This is a genomic window from Paenibacillus sp. OAS669, from assembly GCF_014873645.1.
In the GTDB taxonomy this organism is placed as follows: domain Bacteria; phylum Bacillota; class Bacilli; order Paenibacillales; family NBRC-103111; genus Paenibacillus_S; species Paenibacillus_S vulneris.
Window position 1 is genome coordinate 146,541 of sequence record NZ_JADBDR010000014.1, and the last position, 12,758, is coordinate 159,298.

General features: G+C 45.7%; 10 protein-coding genes. All 10 read left to right on the forward strand.

Annotated features, from left to right (window positions below):
- Positions 1-307 precede the first annotated feature (307 nt).
- The 10 genes from GGC63_RS25975 (at position 308) to GGC63_RS26020 (ending at position 12,707) form a co-directional block, all read left to right on the forward strand.
- Positions 308-2,062, forward strand: coding sequence for a sensor histidine kinase (locus GGC63_RS25975; RefSeq protein WP_192704795.1), 1,755 nt, complete (start codon positions 308-310; stop codon positions 2,060-2,062).
- Complete coding sequence (locus GGC63_RS25980) at positions 2,040-3,662, forward strand: response regulator (protein WP_192704796.1); 1,623 nt, start codon at positions 2,040-2,042, stop codon at positions 3,660-3,662. The genes GGC63_RS25975 and GGC63_RS25980 overlap by 23 nt, the downstream gene beginning before the upstream one ends.
- 122 nt (positions 3,663-3,784) lie before the next feature.
- The gene (locus tag GGC63_RS25985; RefSeq protein WP_192704797.1) at positions 3,785-4,681 is read left to right on the forward strand and encodes a nucleoside hydrolase; all 897 of its coding nucleotides are present in this window, start codon (positions 3,785-3,787) and stop codon (positions 4,679-4,681) included.
- 32 nt (positions 4,682-4,713) lie between these two features.
- A complete protein-coding gene (locus GGC63_RS25990; protein WP_192704798.1) occupies positions 4,714-6,045 on the forward strand; it encodes an extracellular solute-binding protein in 1,332 nt (443 codons plus the stop codon).
- A gap of 73 nt (positions 6,046-6,118) precedes the next feature.
- Positions 6,119-6,988, forward strand: coding sequence for a carbohydrate ABC transporter permease (locus GGC63_RS25995; RefSeq protein WP_256865506.1), 870 nt, complete (start codon positions 6,119-6,121; stop codon positions 6,986-6,988).
- A 12-nt stretch (positions 6,989-7,000) separates the two neighbouring features.
- Entirely contained in the window at positions 7,001-7,840 is an 840-nt protein-coding gene (locus GGC63_RS26000; protein ID WP_192704799.1) for a carbohydrate ABC transporter permease, read from the forward strand.
- A gap of 79 nt (positions 7,841-7,919) precedes the next feature.
- A complete protein-coding gene (rbsK, locus tag GGC63_RS26005; RefSeq protein ID WP_192704800.1) occupies positions 7,920-8,870 on the forward strand; it encodes a ribokinase in 951 nt (316 codons plus the stop codon).
- Between the two features lie 392 nt (positions 8,871-9,262).
- On the forward strand, positions 9,263-10,222 hold the full coding sequence (locus GGC63_RS26010) for an ABC transporter permease (protein ID WP_192704801.1): 960 nt from the start codon (positions 9,263-9,265) through the stop codon (positions 10,220-10,222).
- A 22-nt stretch (positions 10,223-10,244) separates the two neighbouring features.
- Positions 10,245-11,126 (forward strand): carbohydrate ABC transporter permease, encoded by an 882-nt coding sequence (locus GGC63_RS26015; RefSeq protein WP_192704802.1) that lies wholly within the window; start codon positions 10,245-10,247, stop codon positions 11,124-11,126.
- A gap of 60 nt (positions 11,127-11,186) precedes the next feature.
- The gene (locus GGC63_RS26020; RefSeq protein ID WP_192704803.1) at positions 11,187-12,707 is read left to right on the forward strand and encodes an extracellular solute-binding protein; all 1,521 of its coding nucleotides are present in this window, start codon (positions 11,187-11,189) and stop codon (positions 12,705-12,707) included.
- Positions 12,708-12,758 lie beyond the last annotated feature (51 nt).

Here is a 12,758-nt window from a genome sequence, read left to right on the forward strand (position 1 = left end):
CAAAACGAAAATCGCATAATAGCGGAATTTTCCAACAATCCGACTGACCTCGAGAGGTCAGTTTTTTGTTGTTACAACCACACCTGAATAATGGATTATGGAGCTCGGGAAACACTAACTGGACAATATTCCCAGCCTCGTACCTGAACTGGCAGTACAAACATTATGGTAACATAATTGTATGTATAGCCGGGAGCTATGAATTAGTACGGATATCTTGTTTTTGACCTTATAAACCCATATAATGGCGTCGAGTTCTTCATGCACTTGAGAATGAAAGATCATGCACGGAAAAAGGGGATACTACATGATAATCAAAAAAAATATTTTCTCAAAAATCAACACCGTTATCTTTATTTTTCTAATACCCATCCTGCTCCTTTACGGCTTATCGAATCAGGTTAGCGTTCGTGTTGTAGAAGGGCTCCTGCAAAAAGAAAAAAGCAATCAGCTGGAGTTTTTCCGCAAACAATTGGATTCGATAGCTTTAAGCTTAGCTATGAATGCGATTACACTTACTAGAGATACAACAATTCTTGGCATGGAAAAAAACCTGTTGACCGGCAAACAACAGCTATCCAGCCAGATCGAATCGGCCGTTCAGGAAAAATTGACTCTTCAGAGCTCCGCCAGCAGTTGGTACAACGATATCACACTGTACTTTCCCTCTGCTCAAAAAACTCTATCGACCACTTTACGACAAATCCCTTATGATGAACAGCAGCTAGACAAAAATATAAGAAATACCAGTTGGAGCTACAGGTCGGATCCTGACCGCCCAGATATGTCATCTTTTGTTTACTACGCAGGCGGGCCGATAAATGATAACGGGAAGCTAGATCAAAGCGTCGTTATTGTAGAAATGGCTTTTTATGAGCAAAATATTACCTCTCTTTTGGATCAGTTGAAGACGGGCAGCAAAGGCGATCCCTTCATGGTTGACCGACAAAATCATATCAGCTATAACCGTACCTCGGATACACAAACTACGGATGCGATCGTCGATTTTCTTTTTCAAAATGCACTAGAGGATAAGGGTGATTTTGTTACGGAAGTAGCTAAAAAAAGCTATATGATAAACTACGTCTATTCACAAGCACTAGGGTATTATATTGTTGATTACACACCGCTGGAGCAAATTTTAGCTCCCATCACCGAGATTCGAAATTTTTTTTATGGTTTTATTATGCTCTTGGTAGCTGTAGGAATACTGTCATCCTTCCTGCTGTATAAACATGTTCAGGCCCCTCTTCACGAACTCATCAGTGTATTAAAAAGATTTCAAAGCGGCGATTTTAACGTGAGGCTGAATCGTTGGTTTCATAATGAATTTGATTTTGTAGTTGTTCGATTTAATGATATGGCAGGGCAAATTCAACACCTGATTGAGGATGTATATGAAGAAAAAAACCGGTCTCGGCTGGCTACACTGAAGCAGCTGCAGGCTCAAATTAATCCGCATTTTTTGTACAACTGCCTTAACTTCATCATCAGTTCTGCAAGTCTTGGGCGCAATGAGCCTGTTATCGCCATGGCTTACAATCTCAGTGATTATTATCGTTATATCACCCGGCTGGACGATCCCCACTCCTGTCTTGGAGATGAACTGAAATTAGTGAAAAACTATTTGGAAATTCACTTGTTAAGGATGCAGCGGATTCAATACGAAATGATAATTCCTGAGGAAATGATGAACTTGCATATGCCAAGGCTCCTTATACAGCCCATTGTGGAAAATGCGATAGTTCATGGCTTGGAACCCAAGATGGGGGGAGGCATCATTCAGATTACCGGAGAGCTTACAGAGGATTGCATCCGCATAAAAATTGAAGATAACGGCGTTGGTCTTACAGCAGACAGGCTGCGTCAATTAATGGAAGAGCTCGATAGACCTATGGATGAAACAACCGGATATGGACTGTGGAATGTGCAGCAGCGTCTGAAGTATTGGTTCGGTGAAGAAGCCGGACTGGAATTACGACCATCATCTGGTCTGGCAGGACTTTGTGTGACTATTTACTGGAGAAAGGGGACTCATCATGATTCGATTGCTACTGGTTGACGATGAACCTGTTATTTTGGAGGATTTAACCTTATTTATAAGGAAAACTACAAACTTTGATTGCGTATATACAGCTGCCTCCGGGCAGGAGGCTGTGCAGATCATTGAGCAATTTCCTGTCGATATTGTTGTCACCGACATTCGCATGCCGGGAATGACAGGGCTTGAATTTTGCAAGTATATCAAACAGAAGAAGATGGATATCGAATGCATTCTTTTATCAGGCTATGCTGAGTTCGAATATGCACAGCAGGCGTTAAAAACCAACGCAGCGGCATACCTCTTAAAGCCAGTCAAGAAAGACGAGCTGCTGCAGACCATTCTTCAAACGGCTGAAGTTTTACAACAAAAGAGGGCAGCGGTGGTCTCCAACAAAAAAGCTCAGGAAACGCTTCGTTCTCATATTGTGCGCTTACAGGCATCTCTACTGCTCGATTTACTTAAAGGGGGGAAGCAGACCCCGGAGATATTGACCGAAGAAATGGAAAGGTTAAGTATTCCTTTCTCGCCAGGGGACAAGACAGCTTTGATGCTGCTAAGAATTGAAAATCGCTTTTTGGAATATGAGGAGCGGGACATTTCCTTATTTGAATATGCCATAGTCAACATTGCAGAAGAAGTGCTGCGAGAGTTTTTTGAAGTCTGGTCTTGCAAAGACGACAGCCAGTATCTGGCCTTCTTAGTGAAAACAAAAAATGATGATTTGCCGGATGCCTCCCGAAAAAAGCTGGAGCAGTTGATCCCGCAATTACAGCATTATATAACGATATATCTTCAAGGAAAAATCTCGGTCATCATCAGTGATTTTGAAGATGCTTTCCCCCAAGGTATTACCGAGCTGTATCAAAAAGCTCTGATGCTGTTCAGAAGGCTGCCCGAAAGCGAACAGGAGCTGTTTCATCGTCTGTGGGATCAGCCACCGCATACACCACTGAGGCCTCTTCAGAGGTTGCATGAACCTCCTACTGTTTTACAGCTGATTGAGACTGGCCGATGGCAAGATGCGCAGAAGAGATTGGACTATATTTTTGAAGAGCTAAGCAGCAACGGAATGGACTCCGCTGAATATTTATCGGAAGTGTATTTTGCACTATCGAATGCCTACACCTATGTGATTCACATGTACGGATTGCAAATGGCGGATGTGATAGAGGAGCCCTATATGAGAGGGAATAACACTTCTGTGTTTCGTACCGTGAGGCTGCTTCATGCTTGGGCGGCTCAGATGCTGAATCGGCTTAAAGAACGCGTTGCCGTTGGCGGCAACGTGAGTAAGAGCTCCCTTGTATTGCAAATTCATCAATATATCGAGCGCCATCTCTCCGAGAATGTAACCCTGCAGGCGATCAGCGAGCATGTCCATCTTCATCCGTCTTATTTGTCGGCTGCGTACAAACAAGAAACCGGCGAGAACTTGAGCGAATATATATACCGGTACCGCATGGAGAAGGCTGCTTATTTGTTGAGAAATTCGAAGGCCAAAATCTATGAAATTTCCGCCATGATAGGTTATCAATATACCCCCTATTTTACAAAACTGTTTAAAAGCTATTATAACGTATCGCCGCAAGAGTATCGCGGCATGTCGGGCCGGGAATAAATCACAATCTTTAGATTGTCCTCTATGATCTTAAAATATCATCCGTTTTCGCCTCCCCCTATACAACCTATACTTTAGTTATGAATCGGAAATATATCAAAACAAATAGGGGGACTCCAGTTATGAATCGCATAATACTCGATACGGATATCGGAACGGATTCGGATGATGCCGTAGCATTATCGCTTGCGCTAAGATCGCCGGAAATCAAGCTTGAAGGAGTTACAACCGTATACGGTAATGTACAAGTCCGTGCGGAAATTGCCAAGAAAATCATGGCCTTGTCCGGCAGCAGCAAGGTCGATGTGTATCCCGGGGTTGTACAGACTCTACTACACAACCGTGAGGTGTTCTGGGCAGGGATCGAGGGAAAAGGGCTGGACATTGAAGACCGGGACAGGAACGACGGTAAGCATGCCGTTGATTTTATCATTGAAACGGTGATGAATAACCCGGGGCAAATTACTTTGGTGACCATCGGGCCGCTGACAAATATTGCTGCAGCTATCATTCGAGAGCCGCGTCTAGTTAGGCACGTCAAGGAAGTCGTCATGATGGGCGGTGTCGTTCGGTTAGGCAGCATCGCAGCGGAGCTCCCTCCCATTGAGCATAATGTGAAATGTGATCCTGAGGCAGCGTCGCTGGTGTTCTCCAGTGGAGCCCCAATCCTTATGGTAGGGCTGGATGTGACCAGACAGGTTGCCATTACGAGACAAGATAAAGACGATTTGGCAGCCTCAGGGACCCCATTGGCCGTTACTTTGACCAAGCAAATTGAAGGTTATATGGATTACCGAAAGAGGGACTTCACATTTATGCACGATCCTTTAGCTGTTGCGCTGCTGATAGACCGCCAGCTTGTAACGACCCGCAGGATGAGCATCCGCGTTGATTACGATCATCGACATCCGACGGGAATCACAGTAGGGGAGCTCAGTGAGGATGGGAATGTTGAGGTTTGCCTGGAAGTGGACCGCGAATCCTTCCTGACGTTGTTGAAAGAAAGAGTATTTTGCTGATGTACACGCATTAATAGAAGGGGGATTTTACTTTGAAAAAAATACAAACTGGCGTCGTTTGTTCGCTTGCACTATTGCTAATTGCAGGATGCTCCGGGACTCCGGGCAAAAATTCTCAGTCCGCCCAGCAAGAGGCTAACTCTTCAGGCACAACGGAAATTTCGTACCTGGCTAATTCCATCTGGGAAAAGCCTATTAAGAAAGTTATCGAAGAGTTTGAGAAGGAAAATCCGAATATCAAGGTGAATCTGCAGCTCAGTCCTTCGACCAAACTGACCGAAACCATTGAAATTAAGCTTGCTTCCAAGGCACAGGATCTAGATGTTATCTCTGTCGATGTTCCGCTGACAATGGGCTATTCGTTAAAAGGTTATTTGGAGCCGCTCGATGCTCTGATTGGCTCTGATGCTAAGCAGAAATGGATAGCTTCGGCAACTGAGGCAGGCTCCTATCAAGGACAATTAATGGCGGCGCCGATGAATACCTCCAGCGTCGTGCTGTTCTATAATAAAGATTTGTTTCAGAAAGCAGGCATTGCGTTCCCATCGGATCAATTGGAGTATCGGATGACGTGGGAGAATGTATTGGAAGTTGGTAGGAAATTATCCAAGGATACGAACGGCGATAATCAAAATGACGTCTATGGTTTCAGTTTCGATCAGGTTGGCAAGGCTTATCAGCTCATTGCACTTGGACAAAGTAAAAACGCAAAGGTGCTGAGCGACAACGGTCTAACCGCTACAGGCTACACGAATTCACCGGAGATGGTGAGCGCGTTCCAGTTCTACTCGGACCTGTTCAATAAAGAGAAGATTAGTCCAAAAATCAAGCGGGAGGAAGCTCTGGATTACTTTATTTCCGGTAAAGTGGCGATGTTTTTGGCTTCAACCCAGAATATGCCACGAATTAAAGATGCCGGGATGAATTTTGGGATAGCTCCTCATCCTTATTTTGCCGGTGGCAAGATAGTAACACCTACAGGCAGCTGGCATGTAGGCATCTCTAAATATTCCACGAAAAAAGAAGCGGCAGCCAAGTTTGTCAAGTATTTAACTTTAGGAAAGGGATCGCAAATTTGGTTTGATGAAAATGGGGCGCTGCCAGCGAGCTTGGAGCTGCTGGACCAGATTGATAAAGACCCTAAATATAAAGAGTTTCCCAATAACATTATGAAATTAGCAGCAGGGGAAGCACGCGAAACAGCAGCTGCACGCCCCAAAACGCCAGGCTACTTGGAATGGGAAAACAATGTTAACAAGGCATTCGAGGATATAAAAAACGGTTCCGATCCGAAGAAAGCGTTAGACGATGCCGCAACATTGATCGATAGTCAGTTAAAGAAATATCAATCTGTGGTGAAGTAAATAAGTGCTCTGGGGATGAGGGTGAGCTGTCCCATCCCCTCATTCAGAACTATTGAACTAAAGATGACTGAAGGTGAATGACATCAGAATAGAGAGAATCACCCCTTATATCTTCTTATTTCCAGCCATGCTCGGATTGCTAATGTTTAAGCTGTATCCAGTGTTTAAGGGCTTGGAAGACAGCTTTTATGCACCTTCTTTTCTAAGCGACAGTGGAGCATTCATCGGTTTGAAAAATTATAGCTTCCTACTCAGCGACCCGGTTTTTTGGAACTCTTTGAAAATTACGTTGTTATTCAATGTATTTGTCAATCCGATTCAGGTCATTCTTGCTTTTATGCTGGCCTTATTACTTAATGCCAAGCTCAAGCACATCGGGCTTTTTAGAGGGATTCATTTTGTTCCCGTAGCCGTTTCGGTTTCTACCGCTTGTATCTTATGGAATATCATGCTGAGTCCTGAACAAGGAGTCGTCAACTCCATGCTGGTCGGCTTGGGCTTAGACCAACAGCCCTTTCTAACAGGCTCCAAACAAGCTCTTGCTTCCATCATCGGCATCGCAACCTGGAAGGGTATCGGGTATTGGGCTATCTTTTTTCTTGCCGGCCTCCAGGAGGTTCCTGTTTCGTTATACGAAGCGTCATCCATAGATGGGGCATCGCGGTGGGAGCAGTTTAAACAGGTCACTTTTCCGATGATGAAGCGGTCCATAACGTTTGTCGCTGTATCGGTAACGGTTTCCAACTTCCTGCTGTTTTCCCCCATGTATATTCTTACCCAGGGCGGACCGGAACACAGTACGAATGTCCTGATGCTGGAGAGCTACAACAGCGCCTTTCTTTACTCCGATTCGGGCAGAGCCTCAGCGATCGTGATTATTTTGCTCCTTTTAACTTTAAGTATCGTTGCTCTGCAATTCAAATTTCTTAGGGCCAAACATTAGAGAGGAGATTCCATGAAACGCAATCAAGGTACGATCCCGCTACTGTATATCGCACACATCCTTCTGGGGTTAGTGATTTTGCTCCCTCTGGGGTTTGCGCTGGTCTCATCGCTGCGGCCTCTGGACGAGATCTTTCGCTATATGTCTCCAGTATCCTGGAGAACGTTTGTACCGACTGAAATTACTTTTGATGCTTACATCTCCTTATTTGTAGAAAGAGGCTTTGGACGAATCTTCTTTAACACGTTTTACGTTTCCATTGTTAATGTTGTCATCGGCTTGATTATCGCTTCGATGGCAGCCTTTGCTTTTGTCTATTTCGAATTTAAAGGAAGAAATTTATTGTTTTTCCTCGTTATTCTGACTTTTATGATACCGTTTGAGGTTATTGCGATCCCTTTGTACGGCCTGGTTGACAACTTGGGGTGGATTGATACCTACTCCGGCATTATTGTTCCCGGGCTGGCTAATGGTTTGGTCATTTTCCTTTACCGACAATTTTTCCTTGATCTTCCTAAGGCGCTTATCGAATCGGCCCGTATCGACGGAGCTTCATGGTTCAAAATTTATGCGGGAATCATTCTGCCGTTGTGTAAGCCTGTAACGGTAAGTGCCGGATTATTAATCTTTATCCATCAGTGGGAATCCTTCATGTGGCCGTTGATTGCAACCCGGTCGAAAGAGTATAAAGTTATCCAGGTTGCGTTGAGCGATTTTGTCACCGAGTTTGCAACTTATTGGAATGAAATGTTTGCCGGCATCATCATAGCCGTAATCGTACCTGTCCTTGTTTTGCTGCCGCTGCAGCGTTATTTTGTCAACGGTATCGCAAATACAGGGTCGAAGGAATAGTTCCATGAATGGAAGCGGCAAATGAAATCGGGTGCAGTGGAAAGTTCAATATCCGCTAGGCCTATGGGAGGTAAATTCAATGGGAAACATAGTGGTCGTTGGAAGTATTAACATGGATTTTGTATGTTATATTCGAAAGCTTCCACATCCGGGAGAAACGGTTCAAAGCTACAAAACGGACACGAAATCTGGCGGTAAGGGAGCCAACCAGGCTGTTGCGGCGGCTCTTTCGGGCGGAAATGTTACTTTAGTCGGGGCGGTTGGTAATGATTTTTACAGCAGAGATATCCTGTTTGCCATTAAAAAGTACCAAGTAAATACAGATCGGGTCCTATGGAAGAATAGCGATATTGGTACAGCCTTTGTTGTTGTAGACGAGTCAGGCCAAAACAACGTTTTCCTAAGTGAAGGCGCGAATGGGTGCTTGACGGTTGAAGATTTACAAGGGCTGCCGGAATTGTTCGACTCCACATCGATATTACTTGTACAGAACGAAATACCGTGGGCCTGTACGCGATACGCACTTGAAACTGCAAAGCAACGGGGGGCACAAACTTATTTCAATCCTGCACCCGCACTAGAGATAGAAGAGGATGTATTTCCATTAGTAGATGTAATGATCTTGAACGAATCCGAGGCCGAATTCATTACTTCTATACGACTAGAGGAAGATTTATCGAACGTCAGACAAGCCGCCAGGCAAATTATTGATTTAGGGGTCAAAGAAGTTATCATAACGTTAGGCGAGAAAGGGTCTCTCTATATGAACGGCCAGGAAGAAGCTGTCTTTACGTCAGCTTATCCTGTCCATGTCGTGGATACAACGGCTGCAGGCGATACGTTTATCGGTTCTTTTATTGTGGCCAGGCAACAAGGTATGACGATTAAGGATGCTTTGCAGCGAGCTAGCGCCGCTTCAGCTATTGCGGTGTCCCGTGCCGGAGCTCAAGAATCAATACCCCATGCTGAGGAAATCATCAAGTTCTTGAACGATCATAGCCGTTCTAGAGGAACATTGGCAGTATATTAATAAGTTTGGTGGCAGATTAATGAACCCCGTATCTTAGGACAGTGGAGATCGTAGGGTATCCGGCGTACAGAACAACCAGTTACGACTGGATCATATGCTGCACCTTCACAACGAAAATTTCGTTGTTGTGAAATAGGAACCGTCAGTCTAAAGAAGACTGGCGGTTTTTTGTGTGTAAACCGCCGAAATTAGCCAAGTTGGATTAGTACGATGCGTTGCAAAAGATGATAATTCAGGATGTATAGTCCTTACAATCCCGCACGGCTATAGGCTTTTCAACCGGAAATCAATTGGTTTGATCGATACTATTGCCTGTCGCATTACCAGCGCCTAAGATGTGATTGTGATGGCCGCCAAGCACAAGCAAAACTACTTTGTCAGGAGGAAAGCCGTTGAAGGAGCAATATGAGGCCCGGCTGCAAATAACGGATAGATTCAACTTGAAACGATCCTTGATTCTTCGGGATCTGATCAGAGACCGATGGTTGTATCTTATCTTATTTCCGGGAGTGGTTTATTTTATTATTTTTAAATATGTGCCTATGTGGGGATTGGTAATGGCTTTCCAGGATTATAAGCCGCATTTGGGTTTTTCCGGAAGCCCTTGGGTAGGGCTGAAGCATTTCGAACGTTTTTTCACCGAACCGCAGTTTTGGATGCTGTTTCGCAATACGATTGTTCTTGCGGTTTACAATTTGCTGTTTTTCTTCCCGCTGCCGATTGTTCTGGCACTAATGCTCAATGAGGTGCGCAAGGAAGCGTTCAAACGCTTGACTCAAACGCTGCTGTACTTACCACATTTTGTTTCCTGGGTGGTGGCGGTAGGGATCTTTTATATCTTGTTTACAACGGAAGGCGGGGTTGTGAATGAAATGATCGCGAGGCTCGGAATGGAGAAAATCCCGTTCCTGCTTAGCGAGGATTGGTTCCGGCCGATGATAATAAGCCAATCGATCTGGAAGGAAGCCGGGTGGGGAACGATCATTTTTTTGGCAGCGCTTTCCGGCGTAGATCTCCAGCTCTATGAAGCTTCCCGGATGGATGGAGCAGGAAGATGGCGTCAGCTGTGGCATATTACCCTTCCGGCTATACGCAGCACCATCGTCATTTTGTTTATTTTGCGCCTGGGCAGCTTCCTCGACACGGGCTTCGAGCATATTTTCCTTATGCTGAACTCCATGAACCGCGAGGTAGGAGAGGTGTTCGACACGTATGTCTATTTGAAGGGGCTTACGCAAGCACAGTATAGCTATAGCGCTGCAGTAGGCATGTTTAAGTCGCTAGTAGGTCTAGTGCTTGTACTAGGGGCCAACTGGCTGGCCAAAAGATTCGGTGAAGAGGGCGTTTATTAACCAAAGGGAGGCGGGGGACGTTATGCCAAAGGAAGACCGCAGCTGGAGCAACCGGTTGTTCAATACAGTCAATTATTCTCTGCTCATACTCATCTCAGTAATTACTATTATTCCATTTCTTTATATCGTTACAGTGTCTTTCGCTACACCCGAGGAAGTCGTTAAAGGCGGACTGCTATTGTTCCCGTCCCGGTTTACATTGGGTGCTTACAAGTATATCTTTTCTACCGACACCATGCTGCGAAGCATCCTTGTCTCCATCTTCGTCACTTCGCTCGGCACGTTCATTAACTTGATCATGACCTCGTTTACTGCGTATCCGTTAGCGCGGACGAATTTGCGAGGACGCCGTACCATCATGTTAATGATTCTGATTACGATGCTATTCAGCGGCGGCCTGGTCCCGACTTATTTTGTTGTCAAAGCATTCGGCATGATCAACACGTATTGGTCTTTGATGATTCCGACGGCAATCAGCGCTTTTAATCTGATCGTCTTGAAAAATTTCTTTCAACAAATCCCCGACGGGTTGGAGGATTCCGCTAAAATTGACGGCTGCAACGATCTGGGAATTTTGTTCCGCATTATTATACCTCTCTCGATGCCGGCCATGGCGACCTTCGGACTTTTTTACGCCGTAGGCCATTGGAACACCTTTTTTAACGCTGTAATGTACATTAACGATGCCGAGAAATTTCCTGTACAGGTCGTACTCAGGCAAATCATTTTGCTGTCCCAGGATCAAATCGGTGACACGACGTCTCAGCAGGATCCGACGGATTATTTGCCGCAGACGATACGCATGGCATCCATTGTGGTCGCAACGGTCCCGATTGTGCTGATGTATCCGTTCTTGCAAAAGCATTTCGCTAAAGGCGTACTGTTAGGTTCGGTAAAAGGATGAGCCATCCGTTCCATCTTTTTATATAATGACAATGACAAGCATTCCGGGAGGGGTTTAAAGATGACAAAGAGACGATTTATTGCTATGGCTTGTTCACTCGCAATGACGGCAGGCGCGCTAGCAGGCTGTGCCGAAGACAAATCAAACCAGCAGGGCGAAGCCGTCAAGGGGGATGGGACGCCGCTGAAGGTGACCATTGCCACACCGCAAATTGGTGAAGCCCCAAAAAAGGACAATGAGATTGAACTCGCGATTGAGAAGTATACCAACACCCAAATCGACATTCAATGGATTCCAGCGGCTGCTTTTGAGGATAAGAAAAACATCATGATCGCATCCAGTGAAATGCCCAAAGCGTTCAAGCTAACCTACAATCCTACTACGCTTAACGCGATTCAATCCGGATTGTTTTGGGAGATCGGCCCTTTTTTGAAGGATTACAAAAATTTATCCGCGGTCAACATCCTGCACTATGATAACATCAAGGTAGACGGTAAACTGTACGGCCTGCCGCTGTACCGGGATATCGGTCGTGCCGGCATTGTGTACCGAAAGGACTGGTTCGATGAGATGGGACTAAAGCCGCCGGTTACACTTGACGATTGGTACAATATTATGAAAGCGGTCGCAGAACAGGACCCGGACAAAAACGGTCAAGCCGACACTTATGGCATGTTTCTGGAGAAGTCTTACAATGACGCGGCAGCCAGCAGCTCCTTCTTGACACGACTTGCCGTGTCGCAGGGAGCGCCGAATAAGTGGGGGATCGAGAATGGTAAGCTCATCGCCGAGTTCATGTCGAAGCCGTATTTCGATAGCATGAAGCTGCTTAGGAGGCTGTATCAGGAGAAGTTGATCAACCAGGATTTCTCGGTTGTTCAAGCGGCGGACGCCGATAATAAGTGGAATGCAGGGAAAGTGGGGATCCGGATCAATACCGTTGCTTCCGCAGCAGCGACATCGTTTGAGAACGTGTCTAAGTCCGCGCCGAATGCGGTAGTCGACGTTGTGCAGTATATGGGACCTTCGGGCAATCGAGTGCCGGCAGAACCGGGCAACAACGGCTTCTTCGTTTTCCCGAAATCGAGTGTCAAAACCGAAGTGGAATTAAAGCAGCTGCTGGCCTTCTTCGATAAGCTGCTCGATCCCGAGATGTCGACACTGTTGACGAGAGGCATTGAAGGGAAGCATTTTACGAAAACGGACGACGGCAAAGCCCAGTTTAAAGACTTGTCCTTGTTTAACCTTGAAGTGAAGCCTTATCGCGACAGCTTGCCTTCCTTTGAGGTGACTGGAACCGGGCTGCCGCTTAAACTTAACGATCTGCAGGCTAAGGGCTGGAAGGTCGTAGCCGATAATTTGAACAATACCGTGCCCAATATTGCGCTAACGCTCACCTCCAAGACGTATTCCGAAAAAGGCGGAGAGCTCGACACCTTCATCCGCGATGCCCAAACGAAGTTTATTATGGGCAAAATCGATGAGGCCGGCTGGCAGGCGGAAATAGATAAATGGAAAAAGGCCGGTGGCGACAAAGTAATCGAAGAGTTCACTGCAGAGTATGCGAAGCAGAAGAAATAACGCTCTCCTTTAAGGTTAGAAATGGACCAGCGGAGCCGCACGTAGAGGGGG